General features: G+C 72.9%; 10 protein-coding genes. 6 read left to right on the top strand and 4 right to left on the bottom strand.

The annotated features are described in order from the left end of the window. The first annotated feature begins 2 nt into the window (after nucleotides 1–2). Entirely contained in the window at nucleotides 3–4799 is a 4797-nt protein-coding gene (locus OG912_RS11580; RefSeq protein WP_327709291.1) for a putative T7SS-secreted protein, read from the top strand. 12 nt (nucleotides 4800–4811) lie between these two features. Beyond that, nucleotides 4812–5567 (top strand): hypothetical protein, encoded by a 756-nt coding sequence (locus OG912_RS11575; RefSeq protein ID WP_327709290.1) that lies wholly within the window; start codon nucleotides 4812–4814, stop codon nucleotides 5565–5567. 746 nt (nucleotides 5568–6313) lie between these two features. On the opposite strand, the gene OG912_RS11570 is transcribed toward OG912_RS11575, so the two are convergent. The 4 genes from OG912_RS11570 to OG912_RS11555 form a co-directional block, all read right to left on the bottom strand. Continuing rightward, a complete protein-coding gene (locus OG912_RS11570; RefSeq protein WP_327709289.1) occupies nucleotides 6314–7633 on the bottom strand; it encodes a cation:proton antiporter domain-containing protein in 1320 nt (439 codons plus the stop codon). Between the two features lie 138 nt (nucleotides 7634–7771). Continuing rightward, entirely contained in the window at nucleotides 7772–9256 is a 1485-nt protein-coding gene (locus OG912_RS11565; RefSeq protein WP_327709288.1) for an AMP-binding protein, read from the bottom strand. Beyond that, the gene (locus OG912_RS11560) at nucleotides 9253–10383 is read right to left on the bottom strand and encodes an acyl-CoA dehydrogenase family protein (RefSeq protein ID WP_327709287.1); all 1131 of its coding nucleotides are present in this window, start codon (nucleotides 10381–10383) and stop codon (nucleotides 9253–9255) included. The genes OG912_RS11565 and OG912_RS11560 overlap by 4 nt, the downstream gene beginning before the upstream one ends. After that, a complete protein-coding gene (locus OG912_RS11555; protein ID WP_327709286.1) occupies nucleotides 10368–11147 on the bottom strand; it encodes a thioesterase II family protein in 780 nt (259 codons plus the stop codon). The genes OG912_RS11560 and OG912_RS11555 overlap by 16 nt, the downstream gene beginning before the upstream one ends. Nucleotides 11148–11741: 594 nt before the next feature. Here OG912_RS11555 and OG912_RS11550 point away from each other — a divergent pair. Genes OG912_RS11550 through OG912_RS11535 form a run of 4 tightly spaced genes read left to right on the top strand, consistent with a single transcriptional unit; the run spans nucleotide 11742 to nucleotide 26722 of the window. Continuing rightward, nucleotides 11742–12026: an acyl carrier protein gene (locus tag OG912_RS11550; protein WP_326738238.1), complete on the top strand. Its 285-nt coding sequence runs from the start codon at nucleotides 11742–11744 to the stop codon at nucleotides 12024–12026. Nucleotides 12027–12057: 31 nt separating this feature from the next. Beyond that, the gene (locus OG912_RS11545) at nucleotides 12058–13401 is read left to right on the top strand and encodes an NAD(P)/FAD-dependent oxidoreductase (RefSeq protein ID WP_327709285.1); all 1344 of its coding nucleotides are present in this window, start codon (nucleotides 12058–12060) and stop codon (nucleotides 13399–13401) included. Beyond that, nucleotides 13398–22025, top strand: a complete 8628-nt coding sequence (locus tag OG912_RS11540; protein ID WP_327709284.1) for a type I polyketide synthase — start codon at nucleotides 13398–13400, stop codon at nucleotides 22023–22025. Before OG912_RS11545 ends, OG912_RS11540 begins: the two co-directional genes overlap by 4 nt. Continuing rightward, nucleotides 22022–26722: a type I polyketide synthase gene (locus OG912_RS11535; RefSeq protein WP_327709283.1), complete on the top strand. Its 4701-nt coding sequence runs from the start codon at nucleotides 22022–22024 to the stop codon at nucleotides 26720–26722. Before OG912_RS11540 ends, OG912_RS11535 begins: the two co-directional genes overlap by 4 nt. Nucleotides 26723–26813 lie beyond the last annotated feature (91 nt).

Raw genomic sequence — 26813 nt, 5'->3', positions numbered from 1 at the left:
CTGTGGGTATAGGAGACTTCCTGAGCGACATCACGCCCGACTCGGTCGAGGACGTGATCGAGGACGGTGTCGAGTGGGCCGGTGACCGGGTCGAGGACGCCGGGAACTGGACCGCCGACCGGCTGGATGACGTCGGCTGGGATTCCGGTGCGGACTGGGTGCGCGAGCAGTCCCGTTCGGTCGCCAACCGGATGGGCGCGGAGGTCGACGAGATGGACCTCGGGCAGACCGAGGACAAGACCAAGCTGATCTACGGCAGCCCCAGCAAGCTCAACGCCACCGTCACCAGGCTCCGCGCCTTCCAGTCGGCCTTCGACGGCACCGGCGACGGTCTCAAGGGCCTGGACTCCGGGCAGCTCAAGGGCGAGACGGCCGATGCGCTGCGCACCGCGGTGGGCACGCAGCCGCCCAAGTGGTACGCCGCCGCCGATGCGAGTGCGAAGGCGATCGGGGCCCTCGACGCGTTCGCGGACACCGTCACCTGGGCGCAGGGGCAGGCGCAGACGGCGATCGACAAGTGGAAGGAGGGCATCAAGGCCTCCGAGGACGCCGCGGATGCCCACCGCAAGAAGGTCAACGACTTCAACAGCGCGGTCGAACGCTACAACGCCCAGCCCTCCGACAAGCGCGACCCGTCCTCTCTGCCTCCCCGGCCCTCCTCGACGTTCGTCGACCCCGGCAAGAAGCTGATGCAGGATGCGCAGGACCTCCTCGCCGCGGCCCGCGAACAGCGGAACTCGGCGGCGCAGACCGCGCGCACGGCGGTGTGTGCCGCCCGCGACATGGCTCCGCAGAAGCCCTCGTACGCCGAGCAGTTGCGCGACGGGGCCGAGGAGTTCCAGGTCATGAGCATGCATCTGGACGGCGGCATCATCAAGGCCACGGCGGGCATGCTCAACTTCGTCCGCAGCGTCAACCCCATGGACCCGTACAACCTGACGCATCCGGCCGAGTACGTCACGTCCCTCAACAGTCTGGCCGCCGGTCTGGTGGTCGCCGCCAACGACCCGGTCGGCACCGGCGCCACGATGGTCAAGGACTTCATGAAGGACCCGGCCGAGGGATTCGGCCGGCTGATCCCCGACATCGCGCTGACCATCGCCACCGGCGGCGGCGGTGCCGCGGTGAAGGGCGTACGCGTCGCCGACGAGGCCGCCGAGGCCGCACGGCTGCGCCGCCTGGTCGACGACGCCCCGGAAGGCACCAACAACACTCCGGACGTCGAGCGAATATCCGAAGACACCGACCCGGTGGACCTCGCCACCGGCCGGATGTACCTCCCGCAGACCGACGTCACGGTTCCCGGCATCCTGCCGCTGCTCTTCACTCGCCGCACCGAGTCCGGTTGCACGGCCGGCCGCTTCCTGGGGCCCTCCTGGACATCCACCGTCGACGAGCGCCTGCAGATCGACGCCGTCGGCGTCATCCACATCACCGCCGACGGCCTCCTGATCCGCTACCCGCACCCGGCCCCGGGCACGCCCACCACGCCGGAGACGGGCAGGTCCCGCACCACGCTGGCCCGCGACGCGAACGGCGACTACACGGTCACCGACCCCGACAGCGGCCTGGTCCTCGACTTCGACGCCCCGCCGGGCAGCGAACCGGGGGGTGACGGAACCGCCTGGCTGTCGGAGGTGACCGACCGCAACGGCCACAGGATCGGCGTCGACCGCGACGAGGGCGGTCTGCCGCTGGCCCTGGTCCACTCGGCGGGCCACCGCGTGAATCTGGCCACCGAGGACGGCCGGATCACCGCTCTGTCCCTGGCCGGTGCGGGCGAGGACGGCACGGACCTGCCCCTGATGAGCTACGGGTACGACGACGGCGACCTCACCACCGTCAGCAAGCCGTCGGGCGCCACGACCACGTTCGTCTACGACGACCGCCGCCGCGTCACCGCCTGGATCGACTCGAACGACAGCCGCTACGACTACGCCTACGACGACCACGACCGCGTCATAGCCGAAGGCGGCCAGGCCGGCCACGTCCAGATCACCCTGACCTACACCGAACCCGACCCCGTGACGGGCCACCGCACCACCACACTCACCACCGCCGAAGGCCACACCACACGCCATCTGTTCGGCCCCGGCTGCCGTCGGCTGGCCGTCACCGACCCGCTCGGCCACACCACCCGGTTCACCTACGACCCGCGCGGCAACCTCCTGGCCCGCACCGACGCGCTGGGTGGGCGCACCGCCTTCGCCTACGACGAGGACGGCCGCCTCGTCTCCACCACCGCTCCCGACGGAGGCGAACTGCGCACCGTACGGGGCCCGTTCGGTCTGCCGGTGGAGGTCGTCGGACCGGACGGAAACCGGGTGCTGGCCGAGTTCGACGAACGCGGCAACCGCACGGCGGTCACGGACCAGGCCGGCTTCACCACCCGCTACACCTGCGACCGGGCCGGCCGGCTCACCTCGGTCACCGACGCCCTCGGCGCCACGACACACGTGGTGTGCGACGCGGCGGGCCTGCCCGTGGAGGTGACCGGCCCGACCGGCGCCGTCACCCGCACGGAGCGGGACGCCCTCGGCAGACCGGTCCGCGTCACCGATCCCGTGGGCGGCGTCACCCGCCTGGAGTGGCACGCCGACGGCCAACTCGCCCGCCGCACCGGACCGGACGGCACCACGGAGTCGTGGACGTTCGACGGCGAGGGCAACCGCCTGACCCACACCGACGCGTCCGGTGGCGTCACCCGCTCCGAGTACACCCACTTCGACCTGCCCCTCGCCCGCACCGGACCCGACGGCGTCCGCCACGAGTTCGAGCACGACAACGAACTGCGCCTCACCCGCGTCACCAACCCCCAGGGACTGGGCTGGAGTTACGCCTACGACGCGGCCGGCAACATCGTCTCCGAGACCGACTTCGACGGCCGCACCCTCACCTACCGGGTGGACGCCGCGGGCCGGCTCGCCTCCCGTGCCGACGCGCTCGGCGGGACCATCTCGTTCGAGCGCGACCAACTCGGCCAGGTGATCAGCAAGGACGTCGACGGCCGTGTGACGACGTACCTCTACGACAGAGCGGGACGCCTGCAGGAGGCGGCCGGGCCGGACAGCGAACTCCGTTACCAGTACGACCGTCGGGGAAAGGTCAAGACCGAGCTGGTCGACGGCCGTCCCGTCTCCTACTCCTACGACGCCCTGGGCCGCCGCACCCGGCGCACCACACCCACCGGTCACGTCACCTCCTACGCCTACGGCGCCGACGGGCAGGCCCACCGCCTCACCACCGGGGGCCACCGCATCGACTTCACGCACGACGCCGTCGGCCGGGAACTCACCCGCGCCTTCGATGACGCGCTCACCATGACATCGGCCTGGGACGAGGCCGGACAGCTCTCCGCGCAGCACATCACCGCCGGAGCGCGCCCGGTCAACAGCCGCGCCTACTCCTACCGCGCCGACGGGCACCTGACATCCGTCGCCGACCGGCTCTCGGGCACCCGCACCTTCGACCTCGACCCGGCGGGCCGCGTCACCGCCGTCCATGCCAAGGACTGGACGGAGCGCTACACCTACGACGACGCCGGCAACCAGACCTCGGCATCCTGGCCGTCCGGCCACCCCGGCAGCGAAGCCACCGGACCGCGCGCCTATACCGGCACCACCATCACCCGCGCCGGCAACATCCGCTTCGAGCACGACGCCCTCGGCCGGATCACCCTGCGACAGAAGACGCGCCTCTCCCGCAAGCCCGACACCTGGCGCTACACGTGGGACGCGGAGAACCGCCTCACCTCCGTCATCACCCCCGACGGCACACGGTGGCGCTACCGCTACGACGCGCTCGGCCGCCGCACCGCGAAACAGCGCCTTCTCGCCACCGACGGAAGCGTGGCCGAGGAGGTCCGGTTCACCTGGGACGGCCTGACCCTGTGTGAACAGACCACCCACCACCCGGACACCCCGAACACGGTCACCCTCACCTGGGACCACCGCGGCCACGCACCCCTGGCCCAGACGGAGCGCATCCTCACGGCCGACGACGGCCAGGAGGAGATCGACCGCCGCTTCTTCGCCATCGCCACGGACCTCATCGGCACCCCCGCCGAGCTGATCGACGAGTCCGGCGACATCGCGTGGCGCTCCCGCTCCACGCTCTGGGGCACCACGGCCTGGTCCCGGAACAGCGGCACGTACACCCCGCTGCGCTTCCCCGGCCAGTACTACGACCCCGAAACCGGCCTCCACTACAACGTCTTCCGCCACTACGACCCGGAAACCGGCCGCTACGCCTCGCCGGACCCGCTGGGGCTGGCTCCGGCGCCCAATCCGGTCGCGTACGTGGACAACCCGCATGGCGGGTGCGACCCGCTGGGCCTCATGCCCAAGTACACGGAAGAGGAGAAGGCTGAACGGGCCGCGGCAAAGGCCGCCAAGGCCAGGGAAGACGCCCACAAGACCGCGGAGGATGTCGTTGCCCGAGCGCAGGAAGGGAAGTTCAAGAGAGCCGGCAACTACCACGCAGACACCGGGCATGGCTTCAGCGAGGAACGGGTTCTGGAGATCCTCAAAAGCCCGGACGCGGTGTACCACTCGACGGCGAACAGCGGCAATCTGATCTTCAGGCAGGGAGAGGACATCGTGGTGACGACCGGTGGTGGTCCTGGGGCGGGCAACGCGATCACGGCGTACGGTCCGTCGGGCGTTCTGGGCGATTCCGGGGCGAGGGCGACGGGCGGCCTGCCCACCGATATTGGATCGCCGATTACCCACGGCGATGTAGTAGAGGGAAGGATTCCCGGCAAACAAGGCAACATGGCGCCCGGCGTGCAGATCCGATGAGGAGCAACCGCAGTGAAGATCACCATCGACGGCGACTGGACCGCGACCGTGGTGGGCGAGCCCCTGGCCATCGCGCCGCGCTTCAGCTTCCGGGACTTTCGTGTGTACATCGGAACGTACGCGGACGTGGAGGAGCGCTCGCAGTTCCAGCTCGACACTTTCGGCAGCACGGAATGGTTGTGGGACGCGCCCGACGAGCTCCGCTTCGATCCGGTGAGCCGGGAACTGGTCGGCGCGGAGTTCCACGTCCCCGGTGACGCCGCGGACGACGAGGACGGTGTTCGGGTGCCCATCACACCCGCAGTCCGGCCGGGCGGCCTCCGGGCGGACGAGGCCCGGGACTTCCGCATGGAGACGACCACGGAGCTGTGCCGTGCTCCCGGGGATACCGTGCTGACCTGCCTGCGCGACCTCGACGTCCTCGACGAGCCGCTGGAGGCCCGCGTCGGCATCGCCCCCGACGTGGCGCTTCTCGTCCAGCACGGCACAGTCGTAGGCTGGAGCCTCACGGATCCCGTGTGCTATCTGACCAGCGGGTTCGCTGCCCCGGACCCGTCTCCTCCCGCCCTGGCCACCCGGTCCTTGTTCACCCAATGCCTGGACCTGGTCACCGCATCATTCGATGAGCTGAGGGACCGCAACCCGGCCGCCCTGAGTAAACTCCGGGCGCTCGATGGCGCCCTGCGTGTCCAGCGCGAGGACCGTCACCGGGCCGATGCCCTGCGCGCGCTCGTCGCTGAACTGGTCGAGGACTACGGGAACCGCTGACGGTCATGGATCGGCGCAGCACATGGACGGGATCGACTGAATAAACAGACGTATGGAGACAGTCCCGACGGCGCCCATCACCCATCGGATAGGGCGCATTCTTCATATTGGGCATCGAGCAGATATTTCACCCGAGCCCATAAAGCAACTCGCAGCGGGGGCTTGCAGGCGTGGATGGCGATACTGCTGGGGAGCTCCAGATCTACTCAGTAGAGGATGGGGATGCTGCGGCCGCTACGTGCATTGTCCGCTGCGTGGGCGGCGTGGTGCGCACCGGTCAGCAGTTCAGGACTCGCCCGACTGCCGACGGGGCAGGAGATTCAGTACTTCTGAACCTCGACTGGATCAATTGCTATCAACAAGCTGTGGACTTCCTCGATCCTCCCTACAGTGCCCTGGTTCGCTTGTCCGGGAATGGGGCGAACTCTTTGAGGAGAGGGGTAATTCTCCTCTCTGTCGCGGATGATGCGCCATGACGGCTCCGGGCGTTCTCCGGAGGGGCTCGGTTCGCGCTTGGGGGCGGTGATGTCGTTCACGACGGACGCGGAGGGTGCGCAGGCCTCGCCTGTGGCGGGTCTGTCCGCCGGCCCGTGGGGCATGCGGAGGCCCCGCACCCCGGGCGGGACATGGCCGGAGCCGAGGAAGTGGAGGACGACCGCGGCCCACACCCCTGGTTGGACTGCCCCATAGAAGGCCCCCTGAAGAGGAACCCGTCGGTGAAGACGTCCTGAACGGTTTCGATCTCATCAGTTCCGGGCCGAGCCGGAGAGAGCCGGGGCGTCGTCGGAGTCGGCCGGGGAAGTGGGGGCGGTGGGTGCCGTGACGCCGATCAGGCGGAGCAGCGGGCCCGCCATCGCCGTGGTGAGCAGCGCCATGATCACCATGACCGAGAAGAGCTGGTCGTCGATGACCCCGAGGTCGTGACCGATGCCCAGAACCACGAGTTCCGTCAGGCCCCGGGTGTTCATCAGGATGCCCAGCGCGCCCGCCTCCCGCCAGGAGACACCGAAGAACCGGGCGGGGATCACCGAGCCGAGGAACTTGCCGGCCACCGCTACCAACATGATCAGGCACAGTTCCCCGGCTCCCGCCCAGCCGATCGCCTTGATGTCGACCGACAGGCCCGTGACGACGAAGTAGACCGGCAGGAGCAGGGCGCTGACCCGGGCGAGCGGCACCTCTACGGCTCGGCGTGTGCGCGGGCCGATCGTACGCGGCATCACCAGGCCGGCCGCGAACGCGCCCAGGATCGGATGGATGCCGATCCACGCGGTGGCGCAGCCGCACAGCACGGCGAAGGAACCGGCGAGCAGGAACGCGCGGTTGCCGTCCGTGCCGTCCTGCCCGGCTGCCTCGTCCCGCTCGGTCCGGGCTGCCCAGCGCGCCAGGAGCGGACGCACCAGGCCGAAGAGCACCATGCCCAGGACCGCGGCCATCAGCAGCGTCTGCCACACCTGGCCCGTCCCGTCCGCCGAGGCCACGGCGACGACCACGATCAGCAGGCACCAGGCGATGCCGTCACCGATCGCCGCGCAGGTCAGGGACAGGACACCGGCTTGGGTGCGGTCCAGGCCGGTGTCGTGCAGGATGCGGGCCAGTACGGGGAAGGCGGTGATCGCCATGGTGGTGCCGAAGTAGAGGGCGAAGGCGGAGGCCGAGGTCTGCCCCCGGTGGTCACTGGCGAGGACGAAGGCCAGGCCGGCGCCCATCACGAACGGCACGGCCATCGCCGACAGCGCAGTGGTCACCACCGCCGACCGGCCGCTGCGCAGCATTCGGGGGTTCATCTCCCAGCCGGCCAGGAACATGAAGAAGAGCAGACCCAGTTCGGACATCGCGGTGAGCGTGGGGCGCTGGGCCATCGGGAAGAGGAGGGTGTCCAGATCGCCGGGGAGAAGCCCCAGCAGGCTGGGGCCCAGCATGATGCCGACGGCGATCTCCCAGACCACGGCGGGCTGGCGCAGCCGGCGGGTGGCCCGGATGAGGGCCGCGCCCGCGAGGACGGCGATCGCCACGTCGGCCAGCACCACGCAGTCGGAGGGTAGGTCTCGGAACCACATGGACATCGGGACTCCTGACTCGCGGGAGGAGGGGGAGAGGGAGGGAGGGAGGGAGAGGGGGCTGTTCGTCCGGGTGCCTGCTGGTGACAGCAGCGGGGATGCGGATGTGGGCGCGCCGCCGTCCGGGGCGGTGGCGCCGTCCGGTCAGCTCGGTGAATGCCGGGGCAGCAGCGCCTTCCTGAGCAGGCGCCGGTCCGTCTTGCCGTTGTCGGTGCGCGGCAGTTCGTCCACCAGGCTCAGGGAGTCCAGCATCATGTAGGTGGGGAGCCGCTGCGCGCTCCACCGCTTCAGCTCCAGGAGGTCCGGTCCGGCGTCCGGCTCCGGGCCGACGACCACGGCGTGCAGTCGCGCCTCCATGCCCTCGCCGACGACCAGCATCGCGACCTCGCGTACCAGCGGATGGAGCCCCAGAGCGGTCTCGATCTCGCCGAGTTCCACCCGGTTTCCGCGGATCTTCACCATCTGGTCGCGCCGGCCCAGGTACTCCAACAGCCCCTCGCCATCCGCCTCGACCAGGTCACCGGTGGCGTACGGGCCTTGCTGCGGCGGGCCGCCCCAGTAGCCCCGCATGACGGTCGGTCCGGCGACCAGCAGCTCACGCCCGCGCTGTCCCGGCTCCGGATCGCCCAGGTGCAGGGTGTCGCCGGAACAGGCGGTGCCGATGGGCAGCGCCCGCCCGGTCGTCAGGTCCGCGTCACGCACCTCGTGGGAGGTGCACACATTGGTCTCGGTGGGCCCGTACCAGTTGAACAGCCGCACGTGCGGCCAGGCGCCCCGCAGTTGGCGCAGCGGCACCGGCGGGAACGGCTCACCGGCGAAGACGCACACCCGCAGGGACGGGGGCGCCGGCCGATCCAGCAGCCCGCCTCGCGTCATCAGCAGGGTCAGCGCGGACGGCACCGAGTACCAGACGGTCAGCTCGTGGTCGGTGACGAACTGCATCAACTGCGCCGGGGCGTAGGCCAGATGTTCCGGGACCAGGTGGACGCTCGCCCCGGCCAGGAACGCCGCGTACAGGTCGAACACGGACAGGTCGAAGTTGAACGGCGCATGGTTGGAGAGCCGGTCGTGCGGTCCGATGTCCAGCTCCTTGACGGCCCACCGCACGAACGACAGCGCGTTGCGGTGGCTCAGGCACACCCCTTTCGGATCCCCGGTGGAGCCGGATGTGAACAGGATGTACGCCGCGTCGTCCGGTGACCCGGCCACCGGTTCGGGCACCGGAACGCCCTCGGCGGCGGCGAGCAGTTCGCGGAAGGTGACGCACGCCGGGGCCTGGTTCCCCGCGTCGGCGGCGGTCTCGGCACCGTCCTCGTCGGTGACCACCAACACCGCTGTGCAGGCTGCGGCGATCCGTGCCGTGCGTGGGGGCGGGTTGGCCGAGGACACCGGCACGTACAGCACGCCCGCCCGCAGGCAGCCCTGCATCAGCGCCACCCCGTGCAGGCTCTTGGCCGCCCACAGCACGACGCGGTCACCGGGACGTACTCCGCGAGCGGTGAGCGCGGCGGCGTAGCGGTCGGCCAGCTGGTCCAGGGCGGCGTAGTCCAGCCGTCCGTCGGGCGCGTCCACGGCCAGGGCGTGCGGTGTCGTGCGGGCCGCGTCGGCGACCGGTTCATGGAGCCTCACAGTCCCAACTCCCTGGCCGCGATCTCCTTCTGCATGTCCGAGGTGCCGGAGAACAGCACGGTCGGCACCGAGTCGCGCAGCATGGCCTCGATACCGTCGTCGGCGAGGTATCCGCGCCCGCCGAAGACCCGGACCGCGTCCAGCGCGCTGGTCACCGCGGCCTCGGAGACGGCGAGTTTGGCCAGTGCCACGGGCAGCACCGCGCGTCCCCCCAGGTCCATCTCCGCACAGGCCCGGTAGAGCAGCAGCCGGGCGCTCTCCAGCCGCAGTTTCATGTCCACGATGCGGTGCGAGACCGCCTGGAACGAGCCGATCGCGCGGCCGGACTGGCGGCGCTCGCGGGCGAAGCGGGTACATCGTTCGACCAGCCGGTCCAGCAGGCCGATGTACCCGGCGAACAGGCAGGCCCGCTCCCATCCCATCGACGCCTGGAAGACGGCCGCGCCTGTTCCCGGCTCTCCCAGTACCTGCTCGTCGGGCACGAAGCAGTCCTCGAAGGCGACCGAGCCGGCCCGGCAGGACCAGAGGCCCATCTTGTCGAGGGGCTCGCCGCGGCGGACGCCGGGCGCGGTCGCGTCGACCAGGAAGGCGGTCTGCCCCAGATGGCCCAGGTCCGGGTCGCTGGTGGCGTAGGTGACCAGGAGATCGCAGACGGGACCGTTGCTGACGAAGCTCTTGGTGCCGTTCAGGACCCACCCGCCGGGTACCTGGCGTGCCGTCACCCGCAGGCGTGAGACGTCGGATCCGGACTCCGGCTCGGTCATGGCGTTGCCCGCGACGGCCGCCCCCGAGGCCAGCTCCGGCAGTCGGCTCTTGCGGACCACGTCCGAGCCGTGAGCGGCGACGGGCACGCAGCAGGCGAACTGGTGCGCGCTCGCGGCGAAGACCAGGCCGGTGTCGGTGCACGCCCGCCCGAACGCCTCGATCACCAGAGCTGTGTCCAGCGCACCCAGCCCGCCGCCGCCGTACTCGGCGGGCAGGCAGGTGCCGAGCAGGCCCAGCCCGCCCATCGTGCGCCAGTCCTCGCGGGTGGAGCCCGGCGAGTGCCCGGGGGGAAACGCTTCGGCGACCTGCCGCAGGATGCGATCGCGGCGTGCGGACTGCTCCTCGCTCAGTTGGAAGTCCACGATGTCTCCAGGGGGTTCGGGGATGACGGGGGAGGAGTGCCGCGCCGGCCGACCGGCGCGGCACGGGCCAGCAGGCCGTCCAGACAGCGGTGCAGTTCGGGGGAGTCGAGGGCCATGTGGCCGCCGCGGACCCGCGCCACCCGGCACGGTCCGGTCGTCTCCCGTTGCCAGGCGGCCAGTCCCGGCTCGTCCACGAGCGGGTCCAGGTCGCCGGCCACCACCTGCACCGGACACGGCAGCGGTGCCGGACCGGGCCACCGGTAGGTCTCGGTCATTTCCAGGTCGGCGCGCAGGGGCGGCAGGAAGACCTCCAGCAGTTCCGGGCTCTGTTCCACGGCGGGCAGGGTGCCCTGGAGGGCCCGGAGACCGCGCAGCAACTCCTCGGTGGGGGCGTTGTGCAGGGGCGCCCGGGCGTGCGGGACCGACGGGCCGTTGCGGCCGGAGACCGCCAGCGCCAGCGGAGCGTGGCCCGATCGCTCGGGCAGCCTGCGGGCCAACGCGGCGGCGACCAGGCTGCCGAAGCTGTGTCCGAACAACACGTACGGGCCGTCGACCGCGGTGGCCAGCTCGCCGGCCAGCAACTCCACCAGGGTGTCGAAATCCCGGACGGTGGGTTCGGCACGCCGCTGCCCGTGCCCGGGGAGTTCCACCGGGATCACTCGGGCGGCGGCGGCGAACCGGGCACGCCACGGATGGAACATCACCGCGCTGCCGCCGGCGTGCGGCAGGCACAGCAGCTGGGGAAGGGGCGGGGTGCGCAGCACTGTTCTGGACCTCCAGGGATCACCGCAACTGAACCGCCGGGGCATCGCGGGGATACCGGGGCGGGGGTGGACACGGGGCACCGGGTCCGGCGCCGTCCTGCGGCGGCCCGCTCCTTCTCCGGCCGGCCGTCTTCTGTCCCCGCAACACCGGCAGGGGCGGGGCCGCGAGCCCGAATGGTGTCTGCGGGCAGGCAGAAGCCTGCGCCGATCCTGACCGTTCCAGGCGCTCCACGGCGACGGCCGCGGGTACTCATCCCTTCGGCCCCCGTTCCGTCGTCCACTCCGCCCGGATCTCGTCCTTTGGTAGGGGTCCGGGCCCTGCGGACCACCGGCAATTCATCACGTTGAGTGAAGCCCAGGCCCTTGGCTGCTGCGTACGGTTGGCCCCAGCCGACCGCACCCGGACCTCGGCCGACCGGAGGGAATCTGCGGGCCGGCCCGTCCCGCGGCGGCCCGTAGGAAGCCGTCGGCACTCGGAGCCGACGGGGCCCGAAAGTCTTCGCGCCCTCAGTGGCCGGCCCGAGAGAGGGCTGGTTCGGCGCACGATCCGAGCCACCACGCCGTATTCCCGCCCCGACGCCGGAGGCAGCAGGCATGCCCGAAGAGACCATTGCCCAGGACCAGATCCTCGCCGAACTGAAGGCGTTCATCGAGGAGCGTTTCCTGCCCGAGGGGACAGCGGGCCTGGAAGCCGACGCACCGCTGCTCCAACTCGGCATCCTCACGTCGCTGAACACCACCGAGCTGATCGCCCACGTACAGGCGCGTTACCGGCTGTACATCCCGCCCGAGCACATCGTCGGCCGCAACTTCAGGACGCTGGAGAACATCAGCGCCCTGGTCTTCGGGCTTCAGGGCGACCCCGCCGCGATGGCCTGACCCACACCACACCGATCGCAGAGGAGCAGTCTTGTCCGCAGTTGATTACGACATCGGCATCATCGGCGGGGGCCCCGCGGGCTCCACGGCAGCCAGCTACCTGGCCCGAGCCGGCCTGTCCGTGGCGGTTTTCGAAGGTGAGACCTTCCCCCGGCCGCACGTCGGAGAGTCCCTGGTGCCCGCCACCACACCCGTGCTGCGCGACATCGGCGCACTGGACCTCGTGGAACAGGCCGGTTTCCCCCGCAAGTTCGGGGCCGCCTGGACCTCCGCCGCCCCCGAAAGCATCCCCACCCTCGGATTCTCCGGCCTCTCCCACGGACTGGGCGCCGCCGAGATCGAGTTCGACGAACGCGACCAGCCCGGCGTCGAACAGGCCCACACCTACCATGTGGACCGCGGCAAGTTCGACCAGCTTCTCCTCCAGCACTCCGCCACCTGCGGCGCCGAGGTCATGGAGAACACCCGCATCGGCAGCGTCGACTTCTCCGGCGACCACCCGGTGCTGCGCACCGTGCGAGGCGACTCCAGCCACACGGTGCGCATGGTGGTCGACGCCAGCGGACGCGGCACCATGCTGGGCCGCCAGATGAAGCTGAAGGTGCCCGACCCGGTCTTCAACCAGTACGCGGTGCACACCTGGTTCGAGGGCTTGGACCGCGGTGCGCTGTCGCACGACAAGAAGAAGGCCGACTACATATTCATCCACTTCCTGCCGATCACCGACACCTGGGTGTGGCAGATCCCGATCACCGACACCATCACCAGCATCGGGGTCGTCACACAGAAGAAGTACTTCACCGCCTCCAAGGACGACCTGGAGGGCTTCTTCTGGGACTGCGTCGGCAGCCGACCGGAGCTGCGCAGTGCGCTGAAGGACTCCGAGCGGGTCCGCCCCTTCAAGGCCGAGGGCGACTACAGCTACGGCATGAAGGAGATCACCGGCGACAACTGGGTGCTCATCGGAGACGCCGCCCGCTTCGTCGACCCGATCTTCTCCAGCGGTGTGAGCGTCGCGCTCAACAGCGCCCGCATCGCCACCAAGGACATCATCGCCGCCGCCGAGGCCGGCGACTTCAGCAAGCCCCGGTTCGCCGAGTACGAGCGCACCCTGCGCCGCGGTGTCGGCAACTGGTACGAGTTCATCAGCATCTACTACCGCCTCAACATCCTGTTCACGGCCTTCGTGCAGGACCCGAGGTACCGGCTCGACGTCCTGAAGATGCTGCAGGGCGACGTGTACGACGACGACGAGCCGCGGGCGCTGGAAGCCATGCGCAAGATCGTCGCCGCGGTCGAGAACGATCCCGACCACCTGTGGCACCAGCACCTCGGCAGCCTGACCACCCCCTCCGGGGCGGCACTGCTGAAATGACCTCGACAGCAGCTGACGCGGTGGCGATCGTCGGGGCGGGTTGCCGCTTCCCCGGCGGAGTGACGGGCCCGGACACCTTCTGGGCCCTGCTGAAGGACGGGGCGGACGTCATCACCGAGGTCCCCTCCTCCCGCTGGGACCTGGCCGGCATCTACGACCCCGACCCGGACGCGCCCGGCCGTACCTACGCGCGCTGGGGCGGGTTCCTGCCGGACCCCAACCGCTTCGACGCGGGCTTCTTCGGCATCGCGCCGCGGGAGGCCCGGCAGATCGACCCCCAGCAGAGGCTGCTGATCGAGGTCGCCTGGGAGGCGCTCGAGAACGCCGGCATCGTGCCGGGCACCCTGGCCGGGACGCGCACCTCGGTGTGGTCCGGCGGGCTCGGCGCCGACTACTTCCTGCGCCACGCGCAGGAGGCCGGCCGCACGGGCATCGATCCCTGGTACGCGTCGGGGAAGGAGGCGAGCTTCGGGCCCGGACGGCTGTCCTACCTCCTGGGCCTCAACGGGCCGAGCGTCGCGCTCAGTACCGCCTGCTCCTCCTCCCTCGTCGCCGCCCACCTGGCCCGGCAGAGCCTGCTCATGGGCGAGTCGGACACCGCGCTGGTCGCCGGGGTCAATGTGCTCCTCGCTCCTGAGCTGACCATCTTCATGTCCAAGGTCGGTGCGATGGCCCGCGACGGCCGGTGCAAGGTCTTCGACGCCGCAGCCGACGGCATCGTCCGCGGCGACGGATGCGCGGTCCTTGTGCTCAAACGACTGAGCGACGCTCGCGCCGACGGGGACCGGGTCCTCGCCGTGATCCGCGGCTCCGCCGTCAACCACGACGGACACAGTGCCGGCCTGACGGTGCCCAGCGCCGCCGCCCAGCAGAACCTGCTGCGCGACGCACTGGCCGCCGCCGGCGCCGCCGGCGCCGACATCGGCTTCGTCGAGGCGCACGGCACCGGCACCCCGCTCGGTGATCCGCTGGAGATGAGCGCCCTGGCCGGGGTTCTGGGCGAGGGACGAGACCCGCGCGCCCCGCTGCTGGTCGGTTCACTCAAGAGCAACTTCGGCCACACCGACGGCGCCGCCGGCGTTGCCGGCCTGCTGAAGGCCGCGCTCACCGTCCACCATGGACTGATCCCCCCGAACCTCCACCTGAACCGTCCGAACCCGGCGATCCGCTGGGACCGCTGGCCGGTGAGCGTGCCCGTCGAGCCGACCCGATGGCCGCAGGACACCCCCCGCCTCGCCGGTGTGAGCGCCTTCGGGCTCAGCGGCACCAACGCCCATGTCATCGTCGAGGCCCCCGCCCCCCGCACGCCGTCCGCCGGCCCCGGCGCGCCCGGCCCCGGCACGCCCGGCGCCGCCGGGACCCGGGTGCTCGCCGTGTCCGCCCGTTCCCGCGAGGCGCTGCGTGAACTGGCCGGTGCCCACCGCGACCACCTCCTCGCCCGCCCCGACGCCGACCTCGCCCCCTGGACCGCGGGCGCCGCCCGGCTGCGTACCCATCACGGCGAGCACCGGCTCGCCGTCACCGGCACCACCGCCGCCGGGCTCGCCGCGGATCTCGGCACCTTCCTCGACGCCTCCGACCCCTGCGACGACGACACCGGCACACCCCTGCCCGACGAGGACGCCGAACGCCTCCCCGTGTGCTTCGTCTTCTCCGGGCAGGGCGGGCAGTGGGCCGGGATGGGCCGCGAACTCCTCGACACCGAGCCCGTGTTCGCCGCCGCCCTGAACGAGGTCGACGCCCTCGTGCGGCGGGCCGCCGGATGGTCACCCGTCGAGGAACTGCGTGCGGGCGCCGACCGCTCCCGGCTTGCCGAAACGGAGATCGCCCAACCCGTCGTCCTCGCCCTGCAGGTCGCCGCGACCGCGCTGTGGCGCTCCTGGGGCATCGAACCCGCCGCCGTCATCGGCCACAGCATGGGCGAGATCACCGCCGCACACGTCGCCGGTGCGCTCAGCCTGCCCGACGCGGTCCGCATCGTCGTCCACCGGGGACGGCTCCTGCAGCGCTCCGCGGGGCAGGGCCGGATGGCCGCCGTCGCCCTGCCCGAGGACGAACTGCTGCCGCTGCTGGAGCCGTTCGGCGACGACCTCTGCCTGGCTGCCGTCAACAGCCCCTCCTCCTGCGTGGTGTCCGGCACCGATGCCGCCGTGTCCGCGCTGACCGGCCGGCTGTCCGCCCGCGACGTCACCTGCCGCGACATGCCCGGCACGTACGCCTTCCACAGCCCCCAGATGGACCCGCACCGGGCCGAACTGACCGAGCTGCTCGCAGGCTTGACCCCCACCGAGCCCACCGTGCCCCTGCTGCGGACCAGCGGCATCACCCCCGACGGAACCGAACCCGCCCTCGACGCCGGCTGGTGGGGCCGTAACGTGCGCGAGCCGGTTCGGTTCGCCGAGGCCGCCGCCCGCGCCGTGGCCGCCGGGCACCGCGTCTTCCTGGAGATCGGGCCGCACCCGGTGCTCACCCAGCCCCTCCTGCGGACCCTGGCCGCCGCGGGCACCGACGGCCGGGTGGTGGCGACGCTGCGCCGCGACACCGACGCCGTGCACAGCTCCCGGGCCGCGCTCGCCGAGCTGTACACGGCGGGCGCCGACATCTGCTGGCGGAACGTCGAACCGGACCCGGACCCGGTACGCGATCTGCCCCGCTACCCCTGGCAGGGCGAACCCATGTGGTTCGACGTTCCCGGCGGCACCCCGCAGGAGATGCGGACCGACTCCGCACCCCCGGGCCTGCCCGCCGAACTCCGGGGCGAACTGAGCCTGTTCGACACCGAGGGACGACTCGTCGCCCGCACCGACAGCCTGCGCCTGTCCACCGGAAGCGGGTCGGCGGCCGGACACGGAGCGGCCGGGCAGCCGGCGGCCGGGAGCGCCTCGGGCGGGAACGGGGCGGACGGGACGGCCCCGCACCCGGTCCCGGAGCCGGCCCACGCCCGCCCGGACCGGGTGGCCCTCGCCGACCTCGTCGCCTTGAGCGCCGCGCGGGTCCTGGGCCTGCGCTCCCCGGCCGCGGTCGGCCGCGCCCGCGGCTTCGCCGACCTGGGCATGGACAGCCTCGGCGCCGTCGAACTGTGCAAGTCCCTGGAAACCTCACTGGGCGTGCGGATGGCGAAGACCGCGGCCTTCGACCACCCCACGGTGCGGCGCCTGGCCGACCACCTCGCCGACCTGCTCGACCGCCAGGCACCCCCCGCCCCGGCTGCCCCCGGCGCTTCCCCGGCGGTCCCCGCGCCGGCCGCCGCGCCGCCGGTGCCCGAGCCGATCGCCGTGGTCGGCGTCGGCTGCCGCTTCCCCGGCGGCGCCGACGGACCCGACGCCTACTGGCGGCTGCTCACCGAGGGTGTGGACGCCGTCCGGCAAGCACCCGAGGGCCGCTTCGACGACGCCCGGACGTGGTGGGGCGGATTCCTGGACGACCCCGCGGGCTTCGACGCCCCCTTCTTCCGCATCCCTCCGCGGGAGGCCCGGGTCATGGACCCGCAGCAGCGGATCTTCCTGGAAGTCGCCTGGGAGGCCCTGGAACACGCCGGCATCGCGCCCGCCTCCCTCGACGGCAGCCGCACCGGTGTGTTCGTCGGGATGAACTCCACCGACTACGCCCAGCGCGTGGCTGCCCGTGACGTCGACGCCTTCTACGGCACCGGCACCTCCTTCAGCGCCGCCCCGGGCCGACTGTCCTACCTGCTCGGTCTGCGCGGTCCGAGCCTCGCTGTCGACACCGCCTGCTCCTCCTCCCTCGTCGCCATCCACCTGGCCGCGGCCAGCCTGCGTGCGGGAGAGAGCGACCTGGCCGTCGCCGCCGGCGTCAACCTCATTCTCGACACCACCATCCACCGCGCCAGCGGCGCGGCCGGGGCCCTGGCGGCCGACGGCCGCTGCAAGACCTTCGACGCCGCGGCCGACGGCTACACCCGCGGCGAGGGCTGCGGCGCCGTCGTCCTCAAACGGCTGTCCGCCGCCCGGCGCGACGGCGACCGGGTCCTGGCACTCGTGCTCGGCTCGGCCGTCAACCAGGACGGTGCCAGTAGCGGCTTCACCGCCCCCAACGGCCCGGCCCAGGAGGAGTTGCTGCGCACGGCGCTCGCCGACGCCCGGGTGGCACCCACCGACCTGGACTATGTCGAGGCCCACGGCACCGGCACCCCGCTCGGCGACCCCATCGAGCTGAACGCCCTCGGTGCCGCCCTCGACGGACGGCCCCCCGCCCTCGGCCCGTGCCTGGTCGGTTCGGTGAAGACGAACATCGGCCACCTGGAGGCCGCCTCCGGCATCGCCGGGCTCATCAAGACGGTCCTCGCGCTGCACCACGGGGCCCTCCCGGCCCACCTGCACTTCCACCGGCCGAGCCCCGCCGTTCCCTGGGACGAACTGCCCCTGCGGGTGCCCACCACCACCCGCCCCTGGCCGCGTGGCGCCCGCCGCCGCGTCGCGGGTGTCAGCGCCTTCGGGTTCAGCGGCACGAACGCCCACGTCGTCCTCGCCGAAGCCCCCGCCGAGCCGCCCGCCCCGGAACCTGCCGGGGCCCCCGGCGCGGCATCCGGGACGGTGGGCCCGCAGGCGTCCGGCACCGCGTCCCCCCAGCTCCTCACCCTGTCCGCCGCGTCCGCCCGCGCCCTGCGCGGCCGCGCCGCCGCTCACCGCGATCTGCTCCGCGCACCGGACGCGCCCGACACCGGGGACCTCTCCGCCACCCTCGCCCTGCGCCGCTCCCACCTGGACTACCGCCTGGCCGTCGTCGGCCGCGACCGCGCCGAACTCGCCGACCGGCTCGATGCCTTCGCCGAGGGCCGCGACGCTCCCGGCACCGTCCTCGCCCGCGCTGCCGAGCGGGACCGCGGACCGGTCTTCGTCTTCTCCGGCCACGGCTCGTACTGGCCCGGCATGGCACGCCCGCTCGCCCTGCGCAACCCGGCCTTCCGCGCCGCGCTCGACGAGGCCGATCAAGCCCTTTCCGCCTTCCTCGACTGGTCACCCGCCGAGATGATCGCCGCCGGCGCCGAACCCGCCGGTGAACTCGACCGCCAGATCCTGCTGTTCGCCGTCCAGCACGCCCTCGTCGCCGCCTGGCGCGACCTCGGTGTGCAGCCGGCAGCCGTCATCGGCCACAGCATGGGCGAGGTCTCCGCAGCACTGTGCGCGGGCTCCCTGGACCTGCCCGGCGCCGCCGAGGTGATGGTCCGCCGCACCCGTCTGCTGCGGTCCCTGGTCGGCCTGGGCGGCATGGCCGTCGTCGGTCTCGACGCCGACGCCACCGCCCGGGAGATCGCCCCCTACGGCGAACGGCTGTGCGTCTCCATCATCAACAGCCGCGCCTCGACCGTCGTTTCGGGGGAGAGCGCCGCCCTCGCCGAACTGGTCGCCGTACTCAAGGAACGCAACGTCTTCTGCCGCATGGTGGATGCCGGGGGCCCCGCGCACAGCCCCTGGGTCGACCCCCTGCGCGCCGAACTCGTCGAGGCGCTGACCGGACGGCTCGACCCGCGGCCCGGGAGAGTGCCCCTGTACTCCTCGGTGGACGGCGCCGTCCTCACCGGCCGCCCGCTGGACGCCCACTACTGGGGCGACAACCTGCGCATGCCCGTCCGGTTCGCCGACGCCGTGCGCGCCGCTGCCCGCGACGGCCACGACACCTTCGTGGAACTGTCCGCGCACCCGGTCCAGCTCACACCGATCGAGCAGGAACTGCGGGCCGACGGGACGGAGGGACTGCTCGTCCCCTCGCTGGTGCGCGGCGAGGACGGCGAGAGCGCCCTGCTGAGCGCCTTCGGAGCCCTGCACGCGGGCGGCGCCGCCGTCGACTGGCGCGGCCTCCACCCTCGACCCCGGGTGCCCGTCACCACTCCCGGATACCCCTGGGAACACCGTCGCTACTGGGTGGAGGGAGGTCCGGCCGCGGTCGGCACCGGTCACCCGCTGACCGCCCGCACCGTCCGTACCGGCGAGACCACCGTGGTCGAGGCCGACCTGGACGCGGAACTGGTCACCGCACTCGGCGGTGGCTCCGCCGCCGACACGCCGCAGGTACCCGCCGCCGCCTGGCTGGAGCTGGCGGTCGCCGCCACTCGCACGGCCCTCGGGGGCGACCGCACCGTCCGCCTCTCCGAGGTCGCCTTCGGCGCGAGTCTGCCCGCGCCGGCCGACGGCACCCGCACCGCCGCGCTGACCCTGACCCGCTCCCCGGACGCCCCGGGGGCCCACCGTTTCGAGATCACTGCCCCGGATGGCGCCCGCTCGCTCCTGCTGGCCGCCGGGACCGCCTTCCCGGCCGGTCCGCGCGGGCCCGCCCCCGCGGACACCGGGACCGAGGCCGGCGCCGGGCTGCGTGCAAGCGTCGCCGCGCTCGCCGGGACCACGGCCGAAGTCGTCTCGATCCGCACCGACGGTGACCGGATCCGGTGCGAGCTGCGCCGCAGTCCGGCTGCCATGCGGTGGCAGCTGGCCCCCGACCTCGTCGAGATCGCCCTGCGGACCCCCGCCCTGCTCACCTCCGGCGCCCCCGCACCCGGGCCCGCCCCGGCCGGCTCGGTGGAATCGGTCACCGTGCACGAAGCGCCCGGCGAGCACGTCGTGCTCCACATCGTCCCCGCCGTGGCTTCCGTCGCCCCGGGAGAGCGTTCCGGGGCCGAGCACGGCCCGGCGGCAGACGTGCTGATCGCCGCCCCGGACGGCCGGCCCCTGGTCGAGCTGACCGGCATCCGCCCGGCAGCCCCCGCCGCGCACCGCCCGGACCCGGACACCGACCGCCGCCATGCCGCGTACGTGCACATCCCCGGCTGGCAGGAACTGCCCGCAACCATGCCCGGGGCCGAGCCCGTGGCCGGTCCGCCCGGCGGCGACCGGTCCCCGGAGCCGGCCACCGCCGGTACGGTCCTGCTCGTCGCGGACGCCACCGGCGTCGCCGACGCGCTCGCCACCGCGCTGGCGGAACGCGGTACGCCGGTGCGACTGCTGCCCGCCGGACCGGCCGACGGGCTGCGCGAGCGGCTCGGCACCGCGCTCAGGGACCTGGCCGGCGGAACCGGCTGCGCCGCCGTGGTGCACCTGTCCGGGCTCGACCTGCCTCCGAGAGAAATGCCCGAAGCGGCCGTCGTCGCGGGGGAGTGCGCGGCGGTGGCGGATGCCACCGCCGCCGTGGCGGCGGTCGGATCCGGTGCCCGGCTGTGGTGGGTGACCCGAGGCGCCGTGGCCGTCGACGACCTGGAAGAACCGTCCCCCGCCCAGGCCGCGCTGCGCCATGCCGCGGTGGTCGCCGGTGTCGAGCACCCCGCTGCCTGGGGCGCCGTGCTCGACCTGGACCCGCTCTCCGCGGGCCCCCGCGCCGACACGGACGCCGTTCTCGCCGAGCTCGGCCGGCACCCTGCCCCGGGCGGACCTGCGGAGGACCGGCTCGCGCTGCGCCGTGGGCGGAGGCTGGCCGCACGGGTGCTGCCCGCCCCCACCCCGTCCGCGCCGTCCGCACCGGTGAGGCTGGACGCCGGCCGCACCTACCTCGTGGCGGGCGCCGCCGGACCGCTCGCCGAACAGGTGGCCGGATGGCTCACCGAACGCGGTGCGGGGCAGGTGCTGAGCGTCCCCCGGATCAAGGGAGCCGCACACGCCGAACAACTCCTGGAGGATCAGGCGGCGGCGGGCAGTCCGGTCGACGGCATCGTATGGCTGGGGGCCGACTGGACCCTGCCGTCCGGCGCAGCGCCCGACGCCCGCGACCTGGAGGAGGCGCTCACCGCCCGCGCGAGCGGCGCGTGGCTGCTGCACCAGGCGTGCCGGCGGACCGGCACCGAACCCGGCCTGTTCCAGGTGTGGAGCACCGTGGCCGGAAGCTGGGGTGCCATCGGAGCCGGAGCCCAGGCCCCGGTGGACGCCGTACTGACCTCGCTCGTCGCCCACCGCCGGTCACGGGGGCTGCCCGCCACATCGGTGGCCTGGGCACCCTGGAACGACGCCGGCGTCCTCGACAGGGAAAGCGCCCAGCGGTTGACCCGCAGCGGCATGACCCCGTTCACGACCGCCACCGCCCGGGAGATCCTCGACCGGATCACCGCGTCCGGCGACCCCGCGGTCGAGGTCGCCGACGTCGACTGGGGACTGTTGCTGCCGCTCTACCGCCAGGCGCTGCCGTTTCCCCTGTTCGACGTCCTGGCCGAGCGGGAGCAGTCCGCCCCCGCAGACGCCGACGCGCTGCTGGACAAGCTGCGAACCCTGCCCGCCGACGCCTGCGCCGACCTGGTGCTCGACTGCGTCCTGGAGGAGGTCGCGGTGGTCCTCGGCCTGGACGGGCAGGACGAACTGGAGCCGCGGCAGGGCTTCTTCGAGCTGGGTCTGAACTCCATCACCGCCCTGGAGATGAAGGTCAGGCTGGAGCGCAGGTTCGGCTGCCCGCTGCCGGCGACGTTGGCGTTCGAGCACCCCAACGGGCAGGCGCTCGCCACCTTCCTGGCAGCCGAGGTGACGGGAACGGACTCCCCTCCTCCCACTGCACCACAGCCCCCCGCCGACCCGCCCCGGGCTGCGGCGGCCCCGGAGGGGCCTGGCACCCATGACCTGGCCGACCTGGCCGCCCGGCTCGAAGCCGAACTGGCGGCCGCCACCGATCTGTTCGAGCAGGAGGAGCGATGAACCAACCCACCGCCGACACCGGCGACGTGCGGGCCCTGCTCGCCCAGGCCGCACGCACCATCTCCACCCTGCGCGCCAAGGTGGACGAACAGCGCACCGCCCTGCGTGCCCCGGTCGCCGTCGTCGGCATCGGCTGCCGCTTCCCCGGCGGTGCGAACTCGCCCGAGGACATGTGGCGGATGCTCGACCGTGGAACCGACGCCATCGGCCCGTTTCCCCGGGACCGTTGGGAGACCGCCTCCTACTACGACCCCGACCCCGAGACACCCGCGACCGCCTACGTTCTGGACGGCGGATTCCTCAACAGCGTCGACACCTTCGACTCCGCCCTGTTCGGCATCGCGCCGGCCGAGGCCGCGGGCATGGACCCGCAGCAGCGCATCGCCCTCGAAGTGGCCTGGCAGGCCCTGGAGGACGCCGCGATACCCCCGGACGGCCTCGACGGCTCACGTACCGGTGTCTTCATGGGGGCGAGCACCAGCGACTACGTCCGTATGCGCCAGCAGTTCGGCGCCCCCGAGGGGATCGACGCCTACCAGATCCTCGGCGAGAACAGCTTCATCGCCGGCCGCATCGCCCACACCTTCGGACTGCGCGGCCCCGCCCAGGTCGTCGACACCGCCTGCTCCTCCTCGCTGCTCGCGGTCCGCCAGGCCTGCCAGTCACTGCGCCTCGGTGAGACCGACCTCGCCCTCGCCGGCGGCGTCAACGTCATCCTTTCGCCGTACGGTTTCGTCCTGGTCAGCAAGGCCGGGGCAGTCGCCCGCGACGGACGCTGCAAGAGCTTCGACGCCGCCGCCGACGGCTACGGACGCGGCGAGGGCTGCGGCGTCGTGGTCCTCAAACGCCTGTCCGACGCCCTCGCCGACGGCGACCGCGTCCTGGCGGTGATCCGTGGCGGCGCCGTCAACCACGACGGACACGCCAGCGGCATCTCCGTACCCAGCGCCGAGGCGCAGCAGGACGTGGTCACCGCCGCGCTGGAGGATGCCGGCCTGCTCGCCGGGCAGGTCGGATACGTCGAGGCCCACGGCACCGGAACCCCCCTCGGTGACCCCATCGAACTGCGCGGCCTGCACCAGGTCCTGGGCAGCCGGCGACCGGACGGGTTCCCCTTGGTCGTCGGCTCGGTGAAGTCCAACATCGGCCACCTGGAGGCGGCCGCCGGAATCGCCGGACTGATCAAGGCGGTGCTCACGGTCCGGTACGGACGGATCCCCGCCAGTCTCCACTTCCGCACCCCCAACCCCAACGTGGACTGGGACCGGCTGCACGTGTCCGTCGCCGCCGCGCCGACCCCCTGGCCCTCGGACGGGCAGCCCCGCGTGGCCGGCGTGAGCTCGTTCGGAGCCAGCGGCACCAACGTCCACCTGCTGGTCGAGGAACCGCCCCCCACCCCCCGCCCGGATACCGCCGCAGAACCGGGGGACACCCTCCCCGCGCGCCCGGCCGAACTCGTCGTCCTCTCCGCCCGCGGCGAGGACGCGCTGCGGGAACTCGCCCGCCACTGGGCCCGCCACCTCGACGCCCACCCCGACACCCCCCTGCCCGCCGTCGCCCGCACCGCCGCCACCGGACGCGCGGCGCAGCGGATGCGCGCGGCCTTCACCGCCGACACCCTGCCGGACCTCAGCACCCGCCTGCGTGCCTTCGCCGACGGCGAGGGCCCCGAACCGCGTCGCGCGCGCCGGCCGCAGCGTGCCAAGGTCGCCTTCCTCTTCCCCGGCCAGGGAAGCCAGTACGCCGGAATGGGCCGGCAGCTCCACGACACCGAGCCCGTCTTCCGCCGGGCGTTCGACCGATGCGCCGACCTGCTCGCCACCCATGGTGAACGCACGTTGAAGGACGTGGTGTTCGCACCCGACGGTGACGACCTGGCCCGCACTTCCTGGACCCAGCCGGCCCTGTTCGCTGTCGAGTACGCCCTGGCCGAACTCTGGCAGTCCTGGGGCGTGCGGCCGTCCGCTCTCATCGGACACAGCGTGGGGGAGTACGCCGCCGCGTGCGTCGCCGGCGCCGTCGACCTGCCGGACGCCCTGCGCCTGATCGCCCTGCGCGGCCGGCTGATGGAGAGCGTACGTACCCCCGGCGCGATGCTCGCCCTGCCTCTCGGCGAGGAGGACGCCCTGCGCGCCATCGGCGGGCGCACCGGCCTCGTCTCGCTCGCCGCCGTCAACGGCCCCCGCGACACCGTGCTGTCCGGCGCCGCCGACGCCATCGAGGAGATAGCCGCCGAACTCGCCGCCGAGGGAGTCTCGGGCCGCCGCCTCGCCGTCTCGCACGCATTCCACTCACCTCTGCTCGACCCCGTGCTCGGCGCCATCCAGGAGGCCGCCGCCACCGTCGAGTTCCGCGAGCCACGCATCCCCGTCCACTCCAACCTCACCGGCCAGCCACTGGACCGCGCGACCCTCGCCGACCCCTCCTACTGGGCCCGGCACGCACGCCTGCCGGTCCGCTTCCACGAGGGACTGCTCGCGCTCGTCGGCTCCGGCGTGGGCGCGCTCATCGAGACCGGCCCCGGACGCACCCTCCTCGGCCTCACCGCCCGCACCCTGTCCGACCAGGACACCGACCCCGTGCTCCGGCTCCCCTCGCTACGCCGCAACTCCCCGGAGAACGCCCAGATCCTGGACAGCCTCGGCCACCTGTTCACCTGGGGCGCGCCGGTCGACCTCACCGCCCTGCACACTCCCGACACCCCCCGCCACGTCCCCCTGCCCACCTACGCCTTCCAGCGCCGCCGCCTGTCCTTCCCGCTCGCTCCGCAGACCGCCGTCGCCGCTCCGGGCAGCACCCCGAACACCCCGGACCTCACCCCGGACCTCCACGGTGACACCCTGCGGTACACCGTCACCTGGCAGCAGGCCCCCGCCCCGGCCCCCGGCGGGACACCGGCCGGCCGCACGCTGCTCCTGGCCGACTCCGGCGGCGTCGCCGAGGACCTGGCCGCCCACCTCACCGCCCGCGGCGGTGAGGTCGTCACCGCCCGGCTCACCACCGCCGACGATCCCGGGCACGGCCCCCTGACCGTGCCCGCCGACGACCCCGCCCGGCTGCGCGCCCTGCTGGCCGAACACGCCCCGCTGGACCGCGTGGTCCACCTGGCCTCCCTCGACGTCCCCCCGGGTGACACGGTCACCGCCGGCGACCTCGCCCATGCCCGTGTCACCGGCCCGGAGGCCGCCGTCCACCTGCTCCGGGCACTCGCCGACGGCGCGGCCACGGGCCCCGACGGCCCGCCGCGGCTCTGGCTCGTCACCCGCGGCGCCCAGGCCGCACGCGAGAAGGACGACACCACCGGACTCGCCGGCGGCATGCTCGTCGGCCTGGGCAAGGTGGCCGCCCTCGAACAGTCGGCCCTCTGGGGCGGCAGCATCGACCTGGACCCCGACGGCGACGGCACCGCGGACCTCGCCGACGAACTGGTGCACTCCGGCGAAGAGGACGAGATCGCCCTGCGGGCCGGCGAACGCCTCGTGCCCCGGCTCGTCCCCCAACCGCCCACGGGCACGGCACCGGACACCGGACCGGCCCCCCTGCGCCCCGACGCCTCCTATCTCATCACCGGCGGCCTCGGCGGCCTCGGCCTGACCCTCGCCGGGTGGCTCGCCGACCGCGGCGCCCGCCACATCGTTCTCACCGGACGCTCGGGACTGCCACCGCGCGACCAGTGGGACGCGCTCACCGTCACCGGGCCGTCCGACGCACCCGGCCCCGAGGACCCGGTCGCCGGCCGCATCCGCGCCGTACGCGACCTGGAACACCGCGGTGTCCGCGTCACCGTCGCCCGCGCCGACGTCACCGACGAAGCCGCCATGCGCGAGATACTCACCGCCGCTGCCGCCGAGGGACGCCCGGTACGTGGCGTCGTGCACGCCGCCGGCCTCGCCGGGGCACAGAACATCGACGAGGCCGACCCCGCCGAACTGCACGCCGTTCTGCGGCCCAAGGTCGAGGGCGCGTGGACCCTCCACCGGTTGCTGGCCGGGAGCGAACCGGACTTCTTCGTCCTGATGTCCTCCATCGCCTCCGTCTGGGGATCGGCACACCTGGCCGCCTACGCCGCCGCCAACCGCTTCCTGGACGGCCTGGCCGCCCACCGCCGTGCCACCGGCCGCCCCGCACTCAGCATCAGCTGGGGGCCGTGGAACATCGCCAGCGGCCTCGGCGGCGACGATCTGCTGGCCCGCCTGGAAGCCCTCGGCCTGCGTGCGCTGGACGCCGCCACCGGACTGGAACAGCTCGGCGGCCTGATGGGCTCCGGCCACGCCCACGCGGTGGTCTCCGGCGCCGACTGGGACACCCTCAAACCCCTCCTGGAGTCCCGCCGCGCCCGGCCCCTGCTGGCCGGCATCCGGGCCGCCGAACCCGGCGGGACCGCCGCCGGGCCCTCCCCACTGCTGAGCCGCGTTCTCACCGCCCCGGCGGACCGGCACGAGGACCTCCTCGACAGCTACGTCCGCGACACGCTCGCCGACCAGCTCGGCGTGTCACGTACCGAGATCACCGACGCCATCGACCTGCTCGACATGGGCCTGGACTCCCTCGGCGTCACCCAGCTCATCACCCGCTACCGCAAGGACCTGGCCCTGCGCCTGGAACCGCGGCCCTTCTTCGAGATCCCGGCCGTCGGCTGGGGACGGCTGCTCGCCGGGGAAGTCGCCCGCCAGCACCCCGCGCCCCAGGCTCCCTGACCCCACGACTCGCCCCGACCCACCCCGGCCGCTCCGGCGGCACCACCGACGCCGCACCGGCCGACCGCCCACCGGGCCGCGCAGCACAGAA

This window comes from Streptomyces sp. NBC_00464 (assembly GCF_036013915.1).
In the GTDB taxonomy this organism is placed as follows: Bacteria; Actinomycetota; Actinomycetes; order Streptomycetales; family Streptomycetaceae; genus Streptomyces.
This window is presented reverse-complemented; position numbering and strand designations above follow the sequence as displayed.

Bases quoted from the DNA above. Each gene is read 5' to 3' on its own strand.
- OG912_RS11540 (WP_327709284.1), top strand. From the start codon at position 13,398: ATGACCTCGACAGCAGCTGACGCGGTGGCGATCGTCGGGGCGGGTTGC.
- OG912_RS11535 (WP_327709283.1), top strand. From the start codon at position 22,022: ATGAACCAACCCACCGCCGACACCGGCGACGTGCGGGCCCTGCTCGCC.
- OG912_RS11570 (WP_327709289.1), bottom strand. From the start codon at position 7,633: ATGTCCATGTGGTTCCGAGACCTACCCTCCGACTGCGTGGTGCTGGCC.
- OG912_RS11550 (WP_326738238.1), top strand. From the start codon at position 11,742: ATGCCCGAAGAGACCATTGCCCAGGACCAGATCCTCGCCGAACTGAAG.